We start from the raw sequence: 21,309 nt of genomic DNA on the forward strand, positions 1-21,309 counted from the left end.
GTGGGAGGGGCGGGATGACAGGGGCGACGGATCCGGTCGGGGTGGACACCCCGCTGCGGAAGCTGATCGGCGACAAGACGGCGAAGGCCCTGGCCAGCCACCTCGACCTGCACACCGCCGGTGACCTGCTCTACCACTTCCCGCGCCGGTACGACGAGCGTGGCCAGCACACCGACATCCGTTCCCTGGAGGTCGGCGAGCAGGTCACCGTCCTCGGCCAGGTGCGCAAGACGACGGTACGTCCGATGCGGCAACGCCGCGGCAACCTGCTGGAGGTGACCGTCGGCGACGACTCCGGCGGGCTGCTCACCCTCACCTTCTTCGGCAACCAGGCGTGGCGGGAGCGTGACCTGCGACCCGGCCGGTGGGGACTGTTCGCCGGCAAGGTCACCGAGTTCCGGGGCAAACGCCAGCTCAACGGCCCGGAGTACGTCCTGCTCGCCGATCCGTCTTCCGCCGACGGTGCCGACGGCGCCGGTGGGGAGGGCGGGGCGGGCCGGGCTGCGGAGAGCGCCGCCGGCCCGGTCACCGGTGACGAGATCGAGGAGTTCGCCGGTGCGCTGATCCCGGTCTACCCGGCCGCCGCGGCGGTACCGACCTGGGTGCTCGCCCGGTGTGTCCGGGTGGTGCTGGACACCGTCGAGGCGCCGGAGGACCCGCTGCCGGCGACGGTCCGGGCCACCCGCAACCTGATCGGGCTCGGTGCCGCCCTCCGGGACATCCACCGGCCGGCGACGAAGGAGGAGCTGTTCCGGGCCCGGCGCCGGCTGAAGTGGGACGAGGCGTTCGCCGTACAGCTGACCCTGGCACAACGGAAGCGCCGGGCGGCGGACTGGCCCGCCCGCCCCCGCCCCCGCCGGGACGACGGGCTGCTCGCCGCCTTCGACAGCCGGCTGCCGTACGAGCTGACCGCCGGGCAGCGGGAGGTCGGTGAGGAGATCGCCGCCGACCTCGGCACCCCGCATCCGATGCACCGGCTGCTCCAGGGCGAGGTCGGTTCCGGCAAGACGGTCTGCGCGCTGCGGGCGATGCTCCAGGTGGTCGACGCGGGCGGGCAGGCGGCGTTGCTCGCCCCGACCGAGGTGCTGGCCGCGCAGCACTACCGGGGCATGCTCGACCTGCTTGGCCCGCTCGGCCGGGCCGGCGAACTCGACGGCGACCCGAACGGCACCCGGCTCGCCCTGGTCACCGGCTCACTCGGCGCGGCGACCCGCCGCCGGACCCTGGAGACGGTCGCCGCCGGCGAGGCCGGCATCGTCGTCGGCACCCACGCCCTGCTCTACGAGGGGGTCGACTTCGCCGACCTCGGTCTGGTCGTCGTCGACGAGCAGCACCGGTTCGGGGTCGAGCAGCGGGACGCGTTGCGGGCCAAGGCCGAGCAGCCGCCGCACACGCTGGTGATGACCGCGACCCCGATTCCGCGTACGGTCGCGATGACCGTCTACGGCGACCTGGAGATCTCCACCCTGTCGCAGTTGCCCCGGGGGCGCTCGCCGATCGCCTCGCACGTCGTACCGGTGGCGGAGAAGCCGGCCTTCCTGGACCGGGCCTGGCGCCGGCTGCGCGAGGAGGTCGCGGCCGGCCACCAGGCGTACGTCGTCTGTCCCCGGATCGGCGACCAGGCGGCGACCGCCGAGGAGGTGGCCGGCTCCGGGGAACCGGGTGAGGACGGCCGGCGCCCACCGCTGGCGGTGACCGAGATCGCTCCGCTGCTCGCGGACGGGCCGCTGCACGGGCTGCGGATCGGGGTGCTGCACGGGCGGCTGCCGGCCGACGAGAAGGACACCGTGATGCGGACCTTCGCCGCAGGGCAGCTCGACGTGCTGGTGGCGACCACGGTGATCGAGGTCGGGGTCGACGTACCGAACGCCACCGTGATGATCGTGCTCGACGCGGACCGGTTCGGCGTCTCGCAGCTGCACCAGTTGCGTGGCCGGGTGGGCCGGGGTTCGGCGGCCGGCCTCTGCCTGCTGGTCACCGAGGCGGTCGAGGGTACGCCCGCCCGGGAACGTCTGGACGCGGTCGCCTCCACCACCGACGGCTTCCGGCTCGCCGAACTCGACCTGGAGCAGCGGCGGGAGGGTGACGTGCTCGGGGCGACCCAGTCCGGGCGCCGCTCACACCTGCGGCTGTTGTCGTTGCTGCGTGACGCCGAGCTGATCCGGGACGCCCGGGTCGAGGCGCTCGCCCTGGTCGGCGAGGACCCGGAGCTGGACCGCCATCCGGCGCTGGCCGCCTCGGTGGCCGCACTGGTCGACGAGGATCGTGCCGAATACCTCGAAAAGGGCTGAAGCCGAAGGCTGTGGCGAGCTGCGGTTCCGGCCTCCGGGTGACCGGCGGCGGCGCGGTCGGGGGTACCCGCCGGTTGCGGAAAGCTCCTAAGATAGATCTCTGTCTAGGCCTTGTGGCTCGACGTCGGTACGGTCGTGCCTCTGGAAGGGCTGGTGGCGTTATGTCCGACGACCAAAACCAAGCCCAACCAACCGATGGCCGCCGGCGGGGGCTGAACTGGCAGCGGATCGGGGCGGTCGCCGGTGGCGCCGTGGCGTTGCTGGTGGCTGTCGGGGCCTGGGTGGTCCCGGAACCACTGGACCTGGTCTGTGACTTGACCGGTCACCGCCCGCCTGGCTGCAACGACGTGCCCGGCGACTATTTCGGCGAGTGGACCGGCACCGAAACCTGCCATTTTGCCTGCGTGCGGTCGGAGTACCAGCTGACCCTGACGATCCGCCGCGGACAGGTGGACGCGCCGGTGGTGACCAGCCGGTCCAGCGCGGGTGAGAGTGCGCTGTGCGAATCGTCCTGGGTCCTCAAGCGAGCTGGCGACGACGCACTGGAGCTGTACGTCGAACACAGCCGTTTTGTCGGCGCAAAGGACCATCCTGGGGAGCCGGTCGGCTGCCCAAGCGATCTCACCGTCTGGCTTCATCGGACCGAGCAGTCCGCGCTAAAGGTCGAGATCCGGTCCGGAAGCGACGACGGGCTGTGGGTACCGCCAGGGACCCTGTTGTTCACGGCGACCCTACAGAAGCAGTGAGACCTGTCGGATCCTGCGCTTCGAACCGACGTAAACAAACCTGTCGCCACCTGTTCCGGTGCAATCCCTGCGGCGTCTCCGGCTGCGATTGCCGGTACGAACGCTGAGGGCGCGCCGACCGTTTCGGTCGACGCGCCCTCAGACGCTTTGTTCAGTTGTCGTGACTGTTGCCGATCAGGCGGTGAAGGTCACCCGGCGACGACGGGCCACGATGTAGAGCACCACACCGGCACCGAGCAGCAGCACGGCGCCAGCCGCGATGCCACCGGCGGCGGCACCGGTCAGCGGCAGGTCACCCTCGCCACCGCCACCACCCGGCGTGCAGTCCTCGGGCTTCTCGTAGGCGAGCGGGTCGCCGTCGATGCCGTCACCGCTCGGGGTGATGACCAGGCCTTCCTTAGCCGGGAAGGTGACGCTGCCGGTCTTGCCCGGCTCGACGGTGAGGGTCTGAGCCTCACCCTCGTTGGGGGTGAGGACGATGCTGACCGTCTCGTCGGTCGGGTTCTCCACCGTGATGATCACCTCGTCACAGGTGAACTCGTAGGTGCCGACCGGCTCCACCGGCTCGGGCGTCGCCGACGGGGTCGGCTCCGGGGTCTGGGTGGCCGGCGGGGTCGTCGGCGGGGCGGTCGTCGGCGGCGTGGTCGGCGGCTCCGTGGCCGGCGGGGTCGTCGGCGGGGCGGTCGTCGGCGGGGTGGTCGGCGGGGTCTTCTTGCAGAAGCCCTTGTCGACCGCCTTCACCGTGCGCTCTTCGGTGATGATCCGCTTGTCGCGCTTCCACTGCGCCTCGACCGTCAGGTTCTTGGCGAGCGCCTGGCTGTTGGCCGCGGTGCGGGTTTCGGTGCCGCTGAGCGGGGCGCTGGGGTCACCCTTCGCCGGGAGGGTGGCACCGACCTGGATCGCGCCGACGGCTCCGGGCAGCACCTTGGTAATGGTGCCCGGGATCGTTTCGCTGTTGTAGACCGTCCAGGTGAACTCGTAGTTGTTGCTTCCCTTGACCAGGCAGTACTTGCCGTAGATCTCGGGGTGGTGGGCACTCGCCGGGGCAGCGAACGCCATGACGCCGGCGGCACCGATCAGTGCGCCGGCGGCGATGGCGATGGCGCGCCGCATCGGGGACTTTGGACGGATCACGCGTGCTCCTGAGGGATAGGGCGTCACGACAAGACGTGAAAGGGGCGGTGAGAGGGGCGTCGGTAATGGCGCGCGACCCTGCGAAAAACCGCCCTCCGACGTCTCAGGCCGGCAAACCGCAGCCGGCACAGCGCCAGACCTTATCGATTGCGGTGGTACGAGAACACCTTTCAGGTCTTACTAACGATGATGTTGTAAAGTCGAGATGATTGATACACGGCAAGTAACTGACATATCTCCCTGCGTGTGCTCGCCGTGGCTCTTTGTCGGATCTTGCTTGTCTGACTGGCCAACCAATCTGGTGCGGGTGGCCGGTTATCCGCCTGGCCGGCCGGTTATCCGCCTGGCCCGGCCGTTTCCTGACCGGCCCGGAGCGGCCGGGGAACCGTCGCGTAGCGTCGGGGCGTGCGTGGGGAGGGGAAATGACCCGGATCGTCGCCGGGGTGTTCGGAGGTCGACGGATCTCCGCGCCGCCCGGCTCGTCGACCCGGCCGACCAGTGACCGGGTCCGGGAGGCGTTGTTCAACGCGATCGAGGCGAGTTTCGACCTCGACGGGGCCCGCTTCGCCGACCTCTACGCCGGTTCCGGCGCGATCGGCCTGGAGGCGCTGTCCCGGGGCGCCGCCCAGGTGCTGCTCGTCGAGTCCGACGCCCGGGCCGCCCGGGTGATCCGGGAGAACCTCCGCGCACTGCGCCACCCCACCGACCCGGCGACCGGCACCGCCCGACTGGTGACCGGCAAGGTCTCCCAGGTCCTCGCCACCTCGCCCGAGGACGGCCCGTACGACGTGATCTTCGCCGATCCGCCGTACGCCGTACCGGACGCGGAGCTTGTCGCGGTGCAGGAGGCGCTGGTCGACAACGGCTGGCTGACCGGGGACGCCCTGGTCGTGCTGGAGCGGTCGAGTCGGACCGACCCGGTCACCTGGGTGCGGGGACTCACTGCACAGCGATGTCGCCGTTACGGTGAGACCACTCTTTGGTACGGTCGCCGATCATGAGACGCGCGGTCTGCCCTGGCTCGTTCGATCCCGTCACCAACGGCCACCTCGACATCATCGGTCGGACGAGCCGGTTGGCCGACGAGGTGATCGTCGGCGTGCTGATCAATGAGTCCAAGCGTGGACTGTTCACCGTCGACGAGCGGATCGACATGCTCCGCGAGGTGACCGCCGGCTACGGCAACGTACGGGTCGCCTCGTTCCAGGGGCTGCTGGTCGACTTCTGCAGGGCGCAGGAGGCCATGGTGGTGGTCCGGGGCCTGCGCGCGGTCAGCGACTTCGACTACGAGCTGCAGATGGCCCAGATGAACATCGGGCTGGCCGGGGTGGAGACCCTCTTCATGCCGACCAGTCCGGCGTACTCGTTCCTCTCCTCGAGCCTGATCAAGGACGTGGCGAAGTGGGGTGGCGACGTCTCGCCGCACGTACCGGACGTGGTCCGGGAGCGGCTGCGGGAGCGGCTGGTCCGACCGGGGTCCTGACCCCCGGCGCCGACCCGCCGGGTGAACCGGCGGGCTCCCGACGCGGTGACCAGCGGTTCGGGTACGGCGACGCGCCGTGCCCGGGGTGATCAGACCCCGGTTCGCGCCCGCACCGCATCATGGGTTGAGCAACAACCCGGTCCGACACCCCATCATGTATGTCGACCGAAGCAACGACGGGAGTGAGGTACCGGTGGACCCGCTCGATCGCATAGACGAGATCATCGCCATGGTGGAGACGGCGCGTTCCGTCCCGATGTCCCGCAACAACGCCATGGTCGACCGCGCCGAGATGATCGGTGCCCTTGAGGAACTGCGCGTCGAACTTCCGGTTGACCTGCGCCGGGCGGCGGCGCTGCTGGAGGAGCGCGACAAGATCGTGGACGCCGGCAAGCGCGAGGCGGACCGGATCATCAGCGAGGGCGAGGCGGAGCACGCCCGGCTGGTCTCGGTGAACGAGATCACGGTTTCCGCCGAGCACGAGGGTGCCCGGATCATCGCCGAGGCCCGGGCCGAGGCCCAGCGGCTCCGGGAGGAGGTCGACGACTACGTCGACACCGCGCTGGCCAACTTCGAGCAGTTCCTGACCCGGGCGCTCGCCTCCATCGAGCGCGGCCGGGACAAGATGCACGCCCTGCGGGAGATCGGTACGTTCGTGGGGGAGGAGAACGAACGACCGTTGCCGTTCTGACCCCGCCCGTCCGGTTCGCCGCCGCCGGACGCCCCGGCCGGATCCGCCGGATGTCCCCGGGGATGCCCGGGACGTCCCCGGCGAGTGCGCCGGAACGTCCCGGTCGACACCTTCGTCCCGCCCGGAACAACCCACCCGTACGCCCCCGGTTCGACGGTAAGCCTGCTGCTCAGGTAACCTGCTTTGTCGGCCGCGCACAGGCCGGAGTCTGACTATGCCCAAACATCTGCCGACCCACCTCGATCCCAGGTCGCCCCTGGTCCTCGACACGACGGACCTGCCGCGCCGACCTGGTGTTCTGCGTACGGTCGAACGGACGGTGCCGGCACCGGCGGACCTCGGCGTGGAGCTGATCGGCGTGCCGGAGGGCGCGGACCTGAGCCTCGACCTGAGGCTCGAGTCGGTGTCCGAGGGTGTACTCGTCACCGGGACCGCCTCCGGTCCCGTCGAGGGCGAGTGTGGCCGCTGTTTGCGCCCGATCACGGACTCGGTGGTCGTCCCGATCCAGGAGCTGTACGCCTACCAGCACAGCGCCACGGACGAGACCGCCGACGAGTTCGAGGTCGGCCGGATGGAGGGCGACCTGATCAACCTGGAGCCGGCGCTCCGGGACGCGGTGGTGCTCGCACTGCCGACGAACCCGGTGTGCCGCCAGGACTGCCCAGGCCTGTGCCCCGAGTGTGGGGTGCAGTGGGACGAACTGCCGGCTGACCACAGCCACCAGCAGGTCGACCCCCGCTGGTCGGGCCTGTCGCAACTGACCCGTCAAGAAGAGTAGGAAGTACCGTGGCCGTCCCCAAGCGCAAGATGTCGCGCAGCAACACCCGGTCTCGCCGGGCGAACTGGAAGACCACGGCGGTCGCGACCGTGGCCTGCCCGCAGTGCAAGTCGCCGAAGCTGCCGCACGCGGCCTGCAGCGTCTGCGGCACGTACAACGGCCGCCAGGTCATCGAGGTCTGACCCGGATCTCGCGTGACGCCCCCGGCCTCCGGTCGGGCGGCGCACCCGCCCTGGCGACTGCCCGGTGCACCGGCTCCCGCCGACGCCGACCGCTCTTCGACGGTCGACGTTCCCGTGGAGCCGGGCACCGTGCGGATCGCCGTCGACCTCCTCGGCGGGGACGATGCTCCCGCCGTCGTGGTTGACGGCGCTCTGCGGGCGCTCGGCGCCGACCCCGATCTCTCTCTCCTGCTCGTCGGTCCCCCCGAGGTGGCCGACGAGTTGGTCGCTGTGCTCCGTCCGGCCGACCACGACCGGGTCGCGGTCCGGCCGGTCCGCGCCGCCGCGGCGCTGACCGCGAACCCGGCGACCCTCGCCCGGGCCGACAGCACCGTCTCCGCGGCGGTCGCCGCCGTGGTCGAGGGCGCCGCCGACGCCGTCGTCTCCGCCGGGTCGACCGCCGCGACCGTGACCGCCGCCGTGCTCGGCCTGGGCCGCTGGCCCGGCGTACGTCGCCCGGCGCTGGTCGCCACCCTGCCGGCGCTCACCGGCCCGGTGGCGCTGCTCGACGTCGGCGGCTCGTTGGAGGCCAGACCGGCGACCCTGGCCCGGCACGCGGTGCTCGGGGCGGCGTACGTCGCGGTCACCCACGGGCTGCTCCGGCCCCGGGTCGGCCTGCTCTCCATCGGCACCGAGACCGGTAAGGGCGACCGGGCCCGCCGTGCCGCCGACCCCGTCCTGGCTGAGCAGGCGCTGCCGGCCGGCGCCCGCTACGTCGGCCTCGTCGAGGGGTACGACGTCGCCACCGGTGCCCGCGCGGACGTCGTCGTCACCGACGGTTTCACCGGCAACGTCCTGCTCAAGGGGATCGAGGCCGCGTACATGATGGCCGGTGGGCCACCGGCCAGCGGCGGTGCGCCCCGGGCCGCCGCCCTGCTGGGGGTGGCCGGCACCGTGGTGGTCGGCCACGGCGCCGCCCGGGACGACGACGTCGCCTCGGGCATCGCACTCGCCGCCCATCTCCACCGCCGCCGGGCGGTTCCGGCGATCTCCGCGCTGCTGACCGGGTCGACCGCCAACAGCCACATCACCGACACCGAGGTAACGGCATGACCAAGGACAAGCGGCGGCGACCGCCGGTGACCCACCTGGAGGCGGCGTTCGGAGTCGCCTTCGACCCGGAGCTGCTGGAGAGAGCCCTCACCCACCGGTCGTTCGCGTACGAGAACGGTGGCCTGCCGACCAACGAGCGGCTGGAGTTCCTCGGCGACTCGGTACTCGGTGTCGTGATCACGAGTGCCCTCTTCCACAACCATCCGGACCTGCCGGAGGGGCAGCTGGCCAAACTGCGGGCCAGTGTGGTCAACATGCGGGCGCTGGCCGACGTGGCCCGCCGGCTCGGACCGCTCGGGCTCGGGCCGTACCTGCTGCTCGGCAAGGGCGAGGAGAGCACCGGGGGCCGGGACAAGGCGAGCATCCTCGCCGACACCCTGGAGGCGCTGCTCGGCGCGATCTACCTGCAGTACGGGCTGGACACCGCCGCGATCGTCATCCACCGGCTCTTCGACCCGTTGATGGCGGAGTCGGCCGGCCGGGGCGCCGCGCTGGACTGGAAGACCAGCCTGCAGGAGTTGACCGCGGCGTTCGGGCTCGGCGTGCCGGAGTACCGGATCGACGAGGCGGGGCCGGACCACGCCAAGACCTTCACCGCCTGGGTGGTGGTGGCCGGCCGCAAGTACGGCGGCGCCGACGGCCGCAGCAAGAAGGAGGCCGAGCAGCGGGCCGCCGAGGCGGCCTGGCGGACCCTCTCGGAGCCGGCCACGGACCAGGACGCGGAGCAGGGCGCCGAACCGGGCCCGGACCGGACCGCAGCCTCGCCGACGGACCCGACCGTCGACCCGACCACGGACCCGACAGTGGTATCGACCGTCGACGCCACCACGGACCCGACAGCGGTATCGACCGTCGACCCGGACGCGGAGCCGGCGGTCGACGGCGGCACCGGACCGGAGGCCGGCACCGGACCCGACGGCGACCCGCGGCCGGCCGGCTGAGCCGGTCAGGAACCGAATCCACCGTCGACCGGCGGACCGCGTCGCGGGCCGGCCGACCGGCCGACCGACGCTGACAGGAGGCACGTATGCCCGAACTGCCCGAGGTGGAGACGGTCCGGGACGGTCTGGCCCGCTGGGTGACCGGCCGGCGGATCGGTGCCGTCGAGGTACGTCATCCGCGTGCCGTCCGCCGGCACATCGCCGGACCGGAGCACTTCGCCGCCGTACTGACCGGGCGGACGATCCTGGGCGCCCGGCGCCGGGGCAAGTACCTCTGGCTGCCGCTGGACAGCGGTGACGCACTCGTCGGGCACCTCGGGATGTCCGGGCAGCTGCTGGTCCAACCGGCCGGGGCCGCCGACGAGACACACCTGCGGGTCCGGTTCACCCTCGACGACGAGGGCGGTTCGCAGCTGCGCTTCGTCGACCAGCGCACCTTCGGCGGCCTCTCCGTCTCCGAGGGCGGGGCGGTGCTGCCCGCCGAGATCGCGCACATCGCCCGGGACCCGATGGACCCGGAGTTCTCCGACTCCGACTTCGTCACCGCGGTACGCCGACGGCGTACCGAGATCAAGCGGGCGCTGCTCGACCAGACCCTGATCTCCGGGGTCGGCAACATCTACGCCGACGAGGCGCTGTGGCGGGCGAAGCTGCACGGGGCCCGGCCGACCGAGGCACTCACCGGGCCGGCGATCACCCGGCTGCTCGGACACGTCCGGGACGTGCTCGGCGAGGCGATCGCCCAGGGCGGCACCAGCTTCGACGCGCTGTACGTGAACGTCAACGGGGAGAGCGGCTACTTCGACCGGGAACTGAACGTGTACGGCCGGGAGGGGCTGCCGTGCCGCCGCTGCGGAGCCCCGATCCGCCGGGAGCCGTTCATGAACCGGTCGTCGTACAGCTGCCCGCGCTGCCAGCCGCGCCCGCGGGCGGTACGCCCACCGACCCCCTGATCGGCTGATCGACCTGACCGGCTGACCGGCTGATCCGCCGGCCCGGTCAGGTCGGGCAGACCTCCCGCCCGGCGTCGAGACCACGATCCTTGCGGATCGAGGTGAAGCCGTAGCCGAGCGTCGTGGTGCAGAACTCGTCGGTGGTCGAGTCGTACTCGACGTGGAACACCGTCTTACCCGCCTCGACGAACGGCAGCAGCCGCTGGCACTCCGTACGCCGGAAGCACTCCTCGGTGACCGCGAAGTCGAAGTACGGCTCCAGGGCCAACGCCTGCTCGACGTCGTTGGTCAGTCCGGGGGCGAGCTGGTGCTCGCGGGCCAGCGCGGCCACCCGGCGGTTGAAGGTGAGCTGGTCGTCGAAGGTCAACGGGAACCCGGACCGGTGCCGGTAGCCGTCCATCCCGACCGGCAGCAGGGCGACGAAACCCTTGCCCCGGCACAGTCGGAACCGGTCGGCCAGCACCGGTTCCAGCACCGACCAGCGTCGGATGTCCAGCCAGCGTCCACCCGGGGCGCCACCCGACTGTCCGGGCACCCGGACCCGTCCACCGAGTACGTCGGCCGGGAACCGTCCGGCGTCGGGACGCGACTCCTGGTGGATGCCGACCTCGACGTGGCACATCAGCCGTCGGTCGGCGGCCCGGAGCCGTCGGGCCTCGTCCAGCGCGGTCCGGAAGACGTCGAGCGCGTACACCTGGGCCTCGACGCCCGGGTCGAGCGGACCGGTCAGCTGCCACTGCCAGCTCGGGGCGGGGCCGCCTGGCCAGGGTGGGACCGGTGCCGACCGGTTCGGCAGGTACCGGCATCCGGCGCCGGGGACCAGCAGGCCGAGGACGAGGAGCAGGCCGAGGGCGCGACGTGGCCGGCCGGTGACCGGTCCGCGGTCGGCCGGGGGTCGGCGCCGGACACGGGGCCATCGGATCGGGCCGCCTCGGCCCGGCACGTCAGTGGGCTGCGGTGGTCACCGGCCGCGCACCTCCTCGTCCTGGAAAACGAGGCAGCCGGCGGCGGAGGAACGGCCCTGGTCCGGCCCGGGTACCACCGCGTGCCGTGCCGGGTCAGGCGGTGGAACCGAAGACCTGGGTCCAGTACAGTCGCCCGTCGGCGCCGGTGGCCACCCCGACCCCCATCGCCTTCGCGTCGCAGTTGAGGATGTTGGCGCGGTGTCCGGAGCTGTTCATCCAGCCGTCCATCACCGCGGCGGCGGTCGGATAGCCCATCGCCACATTCTCGCCGATCGGGCTGGCGTAGCCGGCCTCCCGGGCCCGCTCGACGAAGTCGCTGCCGTCGCTGCCGGTGTGCGACATGTTGGTGTGTTCGCCCTGGTCCTGGCTGTGCAGCCGGGCCGCCTCGGCGAGCTGGCTGTTCATCACCACCGGGTCGCAGCCGTTCGCGGTGCGCTCCCGGTTGACGATCTCCAGCACCTGGGCCTCCCGGCTGTCCGCGCCCGGATTCGCCCTGGTCGGCGTCTTCGTGGCGGTGCGGCGCGGGGTCGGGCTGGTGGTCCGGGGCCGGGTGGTGCTGGGGGTGGCCCGGGGTTTCGGGCTGGGCCGGGTGGTGCTGGGAACCGGGCTGGGTGTGGTGGTCTCCGCGTCAACCCCGGTGGGTGACGTCTCCGGGACCGTCGTTCCGTCCGACGGCTCGACGGCCGTGTCCGGGGCCGGCTGTTCCGCGCCGACGCGGGGCGCGCTGGTCAGGGCCGGTGGAAGTAGGGCCGCGCCGACCCCGAGCAGGCCCAGCAGCGCGGTGACGGCGAGACCCAGGCCGATCGGACCCCGCAGCCCGCCCTGCCGGCGGTGCCGGCCGCTGTGCCGGTTGTCCGCCCCGTCGCCGTTCCGGCCTCCCCCTCGTCCGCTGTTCCGGCTTCCCGTCCGGGCGCCGCCCGGGCGCCGACGATCCGTGCTCCGGCTGTCCGGTCGGCTCCGGGTCGGTTCCGCGGTCGCGCCTGCCCGGACCCGTCGGGACGGTACGTCGTCGTCCCACTCCGGGCCCAGTTCGAAGAAGCCCAGCTCCGCCGGGTGCTCTCCCCGCGAGGACGGCTGCCCGGCGCGGGAGGGTGGGTGCTCTTCCCACGAGGACGGGTGCCCCTGATCCGGCGGGCCGGGCCAGCCGGCGTCCTCGTCCCGGTCGATCGGGTCGTTCCACCCGTGCACGTTCCACGCCTCCCACACAGCCCCGGTCACCGATCGGGTCGATCAGGGCTGTCATTCGTCGGATTCCGGACGTCGTCCGTCGGACCCTCGCGGTCCCCTGGCCGACCCGGGCCTTCGACAGTCACCCGCGATCGCCGTCGTCCGGACGCTACGCGGGGGCTCTGGCCTGGGGCAACGCGGCTAAGGAAGATATAAGACGGGGTGCGACCAGGGTCACCTGGCCGTTGGCCAGGGGCGATACCCGAACGGACATCGACTGTCGATACACTCGGCCAGGGCCGGACAGCGACCTGGTTCGTGCCCATGACAGCCTCCGGTCCGGCGAGCGGCCGACGACACACATGCCGGATACCCGGTGGAGCTTGACTCAGCCGGGACATCGGCACACTATGTAAGTGTCGCCAGTCGCGCCCGACCATGCCCCCGTTCTGTTTGCGGGCAGGCAGTCGCGTACGAGTTGGGCGCGCGTTGGCCGGCCTTTCCGGCAGCGCATTACAAGGAGACGATATGGCGAAGGCCCTCTACGGCCACGTCGGCGCGGCGCCAGACCGGCGTCTTCTCGACGAGGTCACCCGACTGCGTGCCAGGGTACAGGCACTGGAGTTCGAGACAACGCGGTTGCGTGCCGAGAACGATCGGCTCGCGGCGGCGGTCGCCGAGGCAGACGATCTGCTGCGGCTGGCCGAGCCCGCGCTGACCTGACCTCCCGGGCGCCGGGCGACCGGCGCCCCGCCTGAACAACTGAATCGCACCCAGAAATCGCGCGCCGACACATCCGTGGCGGCGCGCAGTTTTGTCCCGGGCCAGGTCGGAGGCGGTCCAGCAGGCCGAACCGTCCGGGGTGATCCGATACGCTGGTCGGCGCGCGCCGGGTCGTGGCCGGCTCCGACCCGGGTTACCCTGCGGGTTGACCAGGGGCCCACCGCAGGCAGCGGACCACGGCGGGGAGCGGACACCGCGGGCCGACCATCCGGGTACGGCACGTCGGACGAGGATAACGAGCGTGTATCTCAAGAGCCTGACGGTGAAGGGCTTCAAGTCCTTCGCCTCCAGCACGACGTTCCGGCTCGAGCCGGGGATCACCTGCGTGGTGGGGCCGAACGGCTCGGGCAAGTCGAACGTCGTGGACGCCATCGCCTGGGTGCTCGGCGAGCACAGCGCCAAGGCGCTGCGGGGCGGCAAGATGGAGGACGTGATCTTCGCCGGCACCGCCGGCCGGGCCCCGCTCGGCCGGGCCGAGGTCACGCTCACCATCGACAACACCGACGGCGCGCTGCCGATCGACTACACCGAGGTGTCGATCACCCGCCGGATGTTCCGTTCCGGCGAGAGCGAGTACGAGATCAACGGCGACTCCTGCCGACTCCTCGACATCCAGGAACTCCTCTCCGACTCCGGCATCGGGCGCGAGATGCACGTCATCGTCGGCCAGGGCCAGCTGGACGCCGTACTGCACGCCAAGCCGGAGGACCGGCGGGCGTTCATCGAGGAGGCGGCCGGCGTACTGAAGCACCGCAAGCGCAAGGAGAAGGCGCTGCGCAAGCTCGACGCGATGCAGGTCAACCTCAACCGGCTGACCGACCTGACCGCCGAGCTGCGCCGCCAGCTCAAGCCGCTGGGCCGGCAGGCCGAGGTGGCCCGGCGGGCCCAGGGCATCCAGTCCGACCTGCGCGACGCCCGGCTGCGGCTGCTCGCCGACGACCTGCACACGCTCCGCACCACGCTGGACAAGGAGATCGCCGACGAGGCGGCGCTGCGGCAGCGGCGGGAGGAGGTCGAGCGGGAACACACCGAGGTGCAGACCCGGCTCGCCGAGCTGGAGGCCGAACTCGCCGAGGACGCCCCGCTGCTGGCCCGGGCCCAGGACACCTGGTACCAGCTCTCCGCGCTCACCGAACGGTTCCGCTCCACCGAACAGCTCGCCCGGGAACGGCTGCGGCACCTCAGCGCCACCCCGGACGACGAGCGGCCCGGCCGCGACCCGGAGCAGCTCGAGGCGGAGGCCGAGGAGGTACGCGAGCAGGAGGAGGAGCTGCGCGCCGCGCTCACCGAGGACCAGATCCGGCTCGCCGAGGCGGTGGAGAGCCGCCAGCAGCTCGAACGGCAGCTCGCCGAGGCGGAACGGGCCCTGGTCGCCGCCGCGAAGGCGATCGCCGACCGGCGGGAGGGGCTGGCCAAGCTGACCGGCCAGGTCAACTCGGCGCGGGCGCGTACCGGTTCGGCCGCCGAGGAGATCGAACGGCTCGCCGCCGCGCACGCCGACGCCCAACTGCGAGCCGAGGCGGCCCAGGCCGAACTCGACGCGGTCGCGGAGCAGTCCAGCGAGGCGGACCGGGACAACGCGGAACTGGACGCCCGGCACGCCGAGGCGGTCGCCGCCCAGGAGGCGGCGGCGGCGACGGTGCGTACCCTCTCCGACGCGGAACGGGCGGCGGAGAAGGACGCGGCCACCTGGAAGGCCCGCGAGGAGGCGCTGGCCATGGGCCTGCGCCGCAAGGACGGGGCCGGCGCCCTGCTGGCCCGCGCCGACCAGGTCCCGGGGCTGCTCGGCGGCCTGGCCGGGATGCTCACCGTCGCGCCCGGCCACGAGGCGGCGCTGGCCGCCGCGCTCGGCGGCCTCGCCGACGCGGTCGCGGTCGCCGGGGTCGATGAGGCGGCCGAGGCGATGCGCTGGCTGCGGATCTCCGACGCCGGACGGGCCGAGTTCCTGGTCGGCGGCCAGGCCGGGCCGGGCATGATCGGCAGCGCCGACACGCTCCGCCCGGCGCTGCCCGCCGGCGCCCGCTGGGCACCCGATCTGGTCGGCTGTTCCGACGAGGTACGTCCGGCGGTGCACCGGGCGCTGCGCGACGTGGTCCTTGTCGACGACCTGGCGGCGGCGACCCGGGTGGCGGCGACCAACCCCGAGCTGCGGGCGGTCACCCCGGACGGTGACGTGGTCGGCGGCTACGTCGCGGCCGGCGGGTCCGCGAAGGCGCCCAGCTATCTGGAGGTGCAGGCCGCCGTCGAGGAGGCCCGGGCGAACCGGTCCGCCGCCGAGCAGACCAGCGCCGAGCTGCGGGACCAGCTTGCCGCCGCCCGCGAGGAGGTGGCCGACCGGAAGGCGGCGGTCACCGCCGCGGCGGCGGTCAAGCGGGAGGCGGAGGGGCAGCGCAACGCCGCCGCCCGGCGGCTCGCCGAACTCGGCGCCGCGGCCCGCTCGGCGAAGGCCGAGACGGACCGGCTCGCCGAGTCCCGGGACCGCGCCGAACAGGCCCGGGAACGTGACCTGACCAGCCTCGCCGAGCTGGAGGAGCGGCTGCGGCTCGCCGAGGCGACCCCGATCGACGCCGAACCCTCCACCGAGGAGCGCGACGAGATCGCCGCCTACCTGCCACAGGCCCGGCAGAACGAGATGGAGGTCCGGCTCGCGGTCCGTACCGCGGAGGAGCGGGTCGCCTCGATCGCCGGCCGGGCCGACTCGCTGGCCCGGCAGGCCCGGGCCGAACGGGCGGCCCGGGAGCGGGCCGCCGCCCGGCGCGCCGCCCGCGCCCGGGGCGCGACCATCGCCCGGGCCGTCGAGCTCGGCGCCCGGGCGGCGCTGACCCGGCTCGCTGTCTCGCTCGCCGCCGCCGAACAGCACCGCGACGAGCTGGCGAAGGCGCGGTCCGCCCGCGAGGCCGAGTTGCAGGAGGTACGCGGCGCGGCCAAGCGGCTCGGCGCCGACCTGGACCGGCTGACCAGCGCGGTGCACCGGGACGAGGTGGCCCGGGCCGAGCAGCGGATGCGGATCGAGCAGTTGGAGGCGAAGGCCGCCGAGGACTTCGCGCTGGACGTGGAGACGCTGATCGCCGAGTACGGCCCGCGGCAGCCGGTCCCGCCGACCCAGGCGGAGGTCGCCGCCGCCGAACGGGACGGCCGACCGGCGCCGGAACCGGTGCCGTTCGAACGGCCGGTGCAGGAGAAACGGGCGGCGAAGGCGGAACGCGAACTGGCGCTGCTCGGCAAGGTGAACCCGCTGGCCCTGGAGGAGTTCGCCGCGCTGGAGGAGCGCTACAAGTTCCTCTCCGAACAGCTGGAGGACCTCAAGGCGACCCGGCGGGACCTGCTCACCGTGGTCAAGGACGTCGACGACCGGATCCTGGAGGTCTTCGCCAGCGCGTACGCCGACACCGCGAAGGAGTTCGAGCAGGTCTTCACCGTGCTCTTCCCCGGCGGGGAGGGGCGGCTGGTGCTGACCGACCCGGACGACCTGCTCACCACCGGGGTCGAGGTCGAGGCCCGCCCACCGGGCAAGAAGATCAAGCGCCTGTCGCTGCTCTCCGGCGGCGAGCGGTCGCTGACCGCGGTCGCCATGCTGGTCGCGATCTTCCGGGCCCGACCCAGCCCGTTCTACATCATGGACGAGGTGGAGGCGGCGCTCGACGACGTGAACCTCGGCCGGCTGATCACCCTGATGGCCCAGTTGCGGGCGAAGAGCCAGTTGATCATCATTACCCACCAGAAGCGGACGATGGAGGTGGCCGACGCCTTGTACGGCGTGACCATGCGCAACGGCGTCACCCAGGTGATCAGCCAGCGGCTCGGCAACGAGGAGGACTGATGCGGCGGGAACGGCCGACGGCACTGCTGGTCGACCTGGACGGCGTACTGCGACGCTGGGATCCGGAGGTGGCCGCCGAGGCGGAACGCCGGCACGGCCTGCCGGTCGGCGCGCTGGTCGAGGTCGCGTTCGACTGGCCACTGCTGCGGGCGGCGGTCACCGGGCAGCTCAGCCACGCCGAGTGGATGACCGCCGTGGTCGACCGGCTCACCGAGCGGGCCGGTGGCCGGGAGAGCGCCCAGGCGGCGGTTGACGAGTGGCAGGCGTACCGGGGCGAGGTGGACCCGGACGTACTGGCGCTGGCCCGGGACGCCCGGGCGGCCGGCGTACGCGTCGGACTCGCCACCAACGCCACCGACCTGCTCGACGCCGACCTCAAACTGCTCGGGCTGACCGACGAGGTCGACGCGGTGGTCAACTCGTCGAGGCTCGGCGTGCACAAGCCGGCGAAGGAGTACTTCCCGCAGGCGTGCCTGGCGGTCGGCGCCCCGCCGGCCCGGGTGCTCCTCGTGGACGACGACGACCGGTCGGTACGCGGGGCCCGGGCCGCCGGGCTGTCGGCGTACCGGTGGAACGGGCCGGACGACCTGCGTTACCTGCGGGCGGCGCTGGCGCTCTGACCGACGCGGTGCCGCTGTGATGCCCGAGCCGGCGACGGTCGGGCAGCACAGCGGTCGCGCGCGATGGCGGCTCAGTCCTCCAGCGTGGGCTTCCCGATTAGATCAACGTGTGACTCGAAGCGCCGTCCTGAGCGTCATGCTGCTTCACCGGCACTACAGCTAGCTGTACCTCATCTCCGGTGGTAGGCGGTATCGGCCCAGGCTGCCGCCGTTCCTAGCATCGGACGGCATGAGATCCAAGAGGGCCCGGTCGAGACGGCGCGGCCCGCACGCTGGGACCACCGCGACCGGCTCGCTGCAGAATCCGGCGATGCCGGCAGTTGGGGTATCACCCTACGCGGTGCGTTTGGAGTCGGTATCGAAGGAGTACGGGTCGGGCAAGAACGCGGTACGGGCTCTCGACGCGGTGACAGCCGACTTCCCGCACGGTACGTTCACCGCCGTCATGGGCCCGTCCGGGTCCGGCAAGAGCACATTTCTGAACTGCGCGGCCGGTCTGGACCGGCCGACGTCGGGCCGGGTCATGCTGGGTGACACGGAGCTGTCCAGCCGGTCGGAGACCGAGTTGACCGAGCTGCGACGGGACCGGGTCGGGTTCGTCTTCCAGGCGTACAACCTGCTGGGGGCGCTGACCGTCGAGGAGAACGTCACGCTGCCGCTGCGGCTGGCGGACCGGAAGACCGACCAGGCGTTCCTGCGAGAAGTGCTCACCGCGGTCGGCCTCGGCGAGCACGTCACGCGGCGGCCGAGCGAACTGTCCGGCGGTCAGCAGCAGCGAGTCGCGGTCGCCCGTGCACTGATCACCCGCCCGGAGGTAGTGGTCGCGGACGAGCCGACCGGAGCGCTGGATACCCGGTCCAGCAGGCAGGTTCTGGAACTGCTGCGACACGTCGTGAACGACATGGGCCAGACGGTGCTGATGGTCACCCACGACCCGGTCGCCGCCTCCTTCGCCGACTCGGTCGTGTTCCTCGCCGACGGCAGGATCGCGGGCGAGCTGACCCGACCCACTCCGGAGCAGGTGGCGTCGCACATGACGCACCTGGGGGAGTGGTGATCCGGCGCATCCGGCGGCTGGTCCACCTTGTGGTGCCGTACCGCAAAGATCTGTCGCTGGCGTGGAGCACGATCAAGGGGCGCAAGGGCGGCTTTGTCGGCTCGTTCATCGCGATCGCCGCGGGCTCGGCGGTGATCACCGCCTGCGGGACGCTGCTGGTGTCCGGGCTAGGCACCGGGGTGACCCCCGAGCGCTACTCGGGGACGGCGGTGGTCCTCGGCGCTCAGCAGTCGTTCTGGCTGGACGAGTCCGCCGAGGTCCGCTACAGCGAGCGCGTCACGCTGCCCGCCGACAAGGTCGCCGCCGTCGCCGCGGTGCCCGGTGTGCAGTCGGCCATCGGAGACGTCAACGTCGAGGTCAGCGTGCTGACCTCGGACGGCGACGCGGTGGCTGGCCCGGACGGCTTCCCGGTGTTCGGGCACGGCTGGTCCGCAGCGGCGCTCGCGCCGTTCCTGGTCCGCGAGGGCCGCGCACCCGCCGCGCCCGACGAAGTCGTGCTCGACGCCGACCTCGCCGCGCGCGGCGAGGTGTCGCTCGACGCGACGGTGCGCCTCGTGGTCGGCTCGATCCCGTCGTCCTACCGCGTGGTGGGCATCACCGTCGCGCCGGGAGATGGGTTGGACCGGCAGTCCGCCGTGTTCGTCACCGATGCCCAGGCGACCAAGCTGTCCGGCCGTCCGGACCGGGTGGACGCCATCGGTGTGCTCGCCGCGCCCGGTGTCACACCGGATCAGTTGGCCGAGCGCATCATGATCGCTGTGCCGGGCGTGGTGGCCCACACCGGCGTGGGACGCGGCGACGTGGAGTTCCTGGACGTGGGCGACGCCCGCAGCCTGGTAGTCGAGACGGCGGCGTCGTTCGGCGGCACCATGGTGCTGATCGTGGTGTTCGTGGTGGCCAGCACCCTCGCCCTGTCGGTGCGGCAGCGCAGGCGCGAACTGGCCCTGCTGCGCGCCATCGGCGCGACGCCTAAGCAGATCCACTGGATGATCGGTGCTGAGATGACCCTGGTGTCGTCGGTGGGCGCCGTGGTCGGTGCGGTTCCCGGTGTCGCGATCGCGTTCGTGATGCGCGGCGTGTTCGTCCTCGCGGACGCGATGCCCCCGGACTTTCAGATGCGGGTGGGGTTGTTGCCCGTCCTGGCCTCGCTGGTGCTGTGTATGACCAGCGCCCGGCTTGCCGGCTGGCTGGTGGCGCGACGGGTGGCCAAGGTCAGCCCGGTCGAGGCGCTCGGAGACGCCGCGGTCGAGCCCAAGAGGCTCGGCTGGGTCCGGTTGACCATCGGCGTCCTACTCATCCCGCTCGGGCTGCTGTTGACCTTGGGCAACGTCGCGTCGCCAGGCGACTCGGCCGCCGACACCGCGGGGAGCGCGGTCCTGCTGTTTGTCGTAGCGCTCGGGTGTCTTGGACCCCTGCTGTTTCGAGGCGCCATCGTGCTGTTCGGCTCGCGCCTGAACCGGCAGTCCACGGCCAGCGGCTTCCTCGCCCAGGCCAACGCGCGGGCCAACTCGCAGCGGCTCAGTTCGGCCACCATGCCGCTGGCCATGGGCGTGACCCTGGCCGCTGTGCAGGTGTTCGGCGCCTCCACGACGATCGCGGGGGCGCAGCACCAACTCGAGGACGGCCTGCGGGCCGACCACGTGCTGACCGCGTCGTCCGGAGCCGGAGTGTCCCCGGAGGTCGTGGACGCCGTGCACGACGTGCCCGGCGTCACCGTGGCGACGCCGGTGGCACGGATGCAGGTGCTGTTGACCTTCCCGTCCGAGGACAGCACCGCGACCAAGGTCTTCGCCGCCCAGGGCGTGGCGCCCGAACGGCTCTCCGAAACCATGGACCTCGCGGTCGACCAGGGCGACATCGCGGAACTGCGGGGCGAGGCGGTGGCGCTGAGCCGGGTCGTCGCGCAGACCGTCCGGGCGAAGGTCGGCGGGACGATCGAGCTGCGGCTCGGCGACGGCACGGTGGTCAAGCCACGGGTGGTGGCGATCTACGAAAACGGTTTGGGCTTCGGAGATGTCACCCTGCCCAACGACCTCGTCGTCGCCCACACCACCGCGCGGGTGGACACCGCGGTGCTGATCAGATCGGTGGACGGGACCGACCCGGAGGCGCTTGCCGGCGCGCTGCGTGGCGCCGTCGCGCGTTACCCGACGGTCCAGATCGGCGACCGGCAGACGTTCCTGGCCGCACCCGGGTCCGGCGGCTCGGGTGACTGGGCGCTGAACCTGCTGTTCCAGACGGTACTGCTGGGCTACATCGCCATCGCCGTGGTGAACACTCTCGTGATGGCCACGACGGCGCGGGTCCGCGAGTTCGCGATGCTGCAACTCGTCGGCGCCCGCCGAGACCAGGTCCGCGCAATGATGAACGGCGAGGCCAGACTCGTGGTCTTTTCGGCACTGCTGTTCGGCTTGCTCGCGGCGATCCCGCCGCTGATCGGCATCAGCCTCGGATTGACGAAGTCGCCCGTTCCCAACATCTCCCTCGCCGGGCTCATCGCGATCGTGACGCTCACCATCGCACTCTCCTGGGGTGCGATCAGGATAGCCACCCGGTACGCGATGCGACCCGCGCCGGTCGACGCGATCGGCGTCCGCGAGTGATCG

18 protein-coding genes are annotated in these 21,309 nt (G+C 72.1%); 15 read left to right on the plus strand and 3 right to left on the minus strand.

Annotated elements, in window-relative coordinates:
- Positions 1-14: 14 nt before the first annotated feature.
- Both recG and ABGB21_RS14940 read left to right on the plus strand, forming a co-directional pair.
- On the plus strand, positions 15-2,291 hold the full coding sequence (recG, locus tag ABGB21_RS14935) for an ATP-dependent DNA helicase RecG (protein WP_347653800.1): 2,277 nt from the start codon (positions 15-17) through the stop codon (positions 2,289-2,291).
- Positions 2,292-2,452: 161 nt separating this feature from the next.
- Positions 2,453-3,037: a hypothetical protein gene (locus ABGB21_RS14940; RefSeq protein ID WP_347678197.1), complete on the plus strand. Its 585-nt coding sequence runs from the start codon at positions 2,453-2,455 to the stop codon at positions 3,035-3,037.
- Between the two features lie 174 nt (positions 3,038-3,211).
- Here ABGB21_RS14940 and ABGB21_RS14945 read toward each other — a convergent pair whose 3' ends face one another.
- Entirely contained in the window at positions 3,212-4,171 is a 960-nt protein-coding gene (locus ABGB21_RS14945) for a cell wall anchor protein (RefSeq protein ID WP_347678199.1), read from the minus strand.
- 422 nt (positions 4,172-4,593) lie between these two features.
- Here ABGB21_RS14945 and rsmD point away from each other — a divergent pair, with 422 nt between their 5' ends.
- The 8 genes from rsmD to mutM all read left to right on the plus strand — a co-directional run bounded on the left by rsmD (position 4,594) and on the right by mutM (position 10,291).
- Entirely contained in the window at positions 4,594-5,172 is a 579-nt protein-coding gene (gene rsmD / locus ABGB21_RS14950; protein WP_347678201.1) for a 16S rRNA (guanine(966)-N(2))-methyltransferase RsmD, read from the plus strand.
- Complete coding sequence (gene coaD, locus ABGB21_RS14955) at positions 5,169-5,654, plus strand: pantetheine-phosphate adenylyltransferase (RefSeq protein WP_347653804.1); 486 nt, start codon at positions 5,169-5,171, stop codon at positions 5,652-5,654. The genes rsmD and coaD overlap by 4 nt, the downstream gene beginning before the upstream one ends.
- 193 nt (positions 5,655-5,847) lie before the next feature.
- Positions 5,848-6,345 (plus strand): hypothetical protein, encoded by a 498-nt coding sequence (locus tag ABGB21_RS14960; protein WP_347653805.1) that lies wholly within the window; start codon positions 5,848-5,850, stop codon positions 6,343-6,345.
- A gap of 214 nt (positions 6,346-6,559) precedes the next feature.
- The gene (locus tag ABGB21_RS14965; protein WP_347653806.1) at positions 6,560-7,123 is read left to right on the plus strand and encodes a YceD family protein; all 564 of its coding nucleotides are present in this window, start codon (positions 6,560-6,562) and stop codon (positions 7,121-7,123) included.
- Between the two features lie 8 nt (positions 7,124-7,131).
- The gene (gene rpmF, locus ABGB21_RS14970) at positions 7,132-7,305 is read left to right on the plus strand and encodes a 50S ribosomal protein L32 (protein ID WP_192767583.1); all 174 of its coding nucleotides are present in this window, start codon (positions 7,132-7,134) and stop codon (positions 7,303-7,305) included.
- 114 nt (positions 7,306-7,419) lie between these two features.
- Positions 7,420-8,397, plus strand: a complete 978-nt coding sequence (locus tag ABGB21_RS14975) for a phosphate acyltransferase PlsX (RefSeq protein WP_347678344.1) — start codon at positions 7,420-7,422, stop codon at positions 8,395-8,397.
- The gene (rnc, locus tag ABGB21_RS14980) at positions 8,394-9,338 is read left to right on the plus strand and encodes a ribonuclease III (RefSeq protein ID WP_347678203.1); all 945 of its coding nucleotides are present in this window, start codon (positions 8,394-8,396) and stop codon (positions 9,336-9,338) included. Before ABGB21_RS14975 ends, rnc begins: the two co-directional genes overlap by 4 nt.
- 86 nt (positions 9,339-9,424) lie before the next feature.
- On the plus strand, positions 9,425-10,291 hold the full coding sequence (mutM, locus tag ABGB21_RS14985; protein WP_347653808.1) for a bifunctional DNA-formamidopyrimidine glycosylase/DNA-(apurinic or apyrimidinic site) lyase: 867 nt from the start codon (positions 9,425-9,427) through the stop codon (positions 10,289-10,291).
- Positions 10,292-10,337: 46 nt separating this feature from the next.
- On the opposite strand, the gene ABGB21_RS14990 is transcribed toward mutM, so the two are convergent.
- Positions 10,338-11,234 carry an endo alpha-1,4 polygalactosaminidase gene (locus tag ABGB21_RS14990; protein WP_347653809.1) on the minus strand — a complete coding sequence of 299 codons (897 nt, stop codon included), beginning with the start codon at positions 11,232-11,234 and terminating at the stop codon, positions 10,338-10,340.
- Positions 11,235-11,349: 115 nt separating this feature from the next.
- Positions 11,350-12,474 (minus strand): CAP domain-containing protein, encoded by a 1,125-nt coding sequence (locus ABGB21_RS14995; protein WP_347678205.1) that lies wholly within the window; start codon positions 12,472-12,474, stop codon positions 11,350-11,352.
- Positions 12,475-12,951: 477 nt separating this feature from the next.
- Between ABGB21_RS14995 and ABGB21_RS15000 the strand changes: the two genes are divergently transcribed.
- From ABGB21_RS15000 to ABGB21_RS15020, 5 genes are all read left to right on the plus strand, one after another.
- Entirely contained in the window at positions 12,952-13,146 is a 195-nt protein-coding gene (locus ABGB21_RS15000) for a hypothetical protein (protein ID WP_101370286.1), read from the plus strand.
- A 301-nt stretch (positions 13,147-13,447) separates the two neighbouring features.
- Entirely contained in the window at positions 13,448-17,026 is a 3,579-nt protein-coding gene (gene smc, locus ABGB21_RS15005) for a chromosome segregation protein SMC (RefSeq protein ID WP_347678207.1), read from the plus strand.
- Entirely contained in the window at positions 17,026-17,646 is a 621-nt protein-coding gene (locus tag ABGB21_RS15010; RefSeq protein WP_347653812.1) for an HAD-IA family hydrolase, read from the plus strand. Before smc ends, ABGB21_RS15010 begins: the two co-directional genes overlap by 1 nt.
- A 310-nt stretch (positions 17,647-17,956) precedes the next feature.
- On the plus strand, positions 17,957-18,703 hold the full coding sequence (locus ABGB21_RS15015; protein WP_347653813.1) for an ABC transporter ATP-binding protein: 747 nt from the start codon (positions 17,957-17,959) through the stop codon (positions 18,701-18,703).
- The gene (locus ABGB21_RS15020; protein WP_347678209.1) at positions 18,700-21,306 is read left to right on the plus strand and encodes an FtsX-like permease family protein; all 2,607 of its coding nucleotides are present in this window, start codon (positions 18,700-18,702) and stop codon (positions 21,304-21,306) included. Before ABGB21_RS15015 ends, ABGB21_RS15020 begins: the two co-directional genes overlap by 4 nt.
- The last annotated feature ends 3 nt before the right edge of the window (positions 21,307-21,309 follow it).

The organism is Plantactinospora sp. B24E8, from assembly GCF_039871735.1.
Classification (GTDB): Bacteria; Actinomycetota; Actinomycetes; order Mycobacteriales; family Micromonosporaceae; genus Plantactinospora.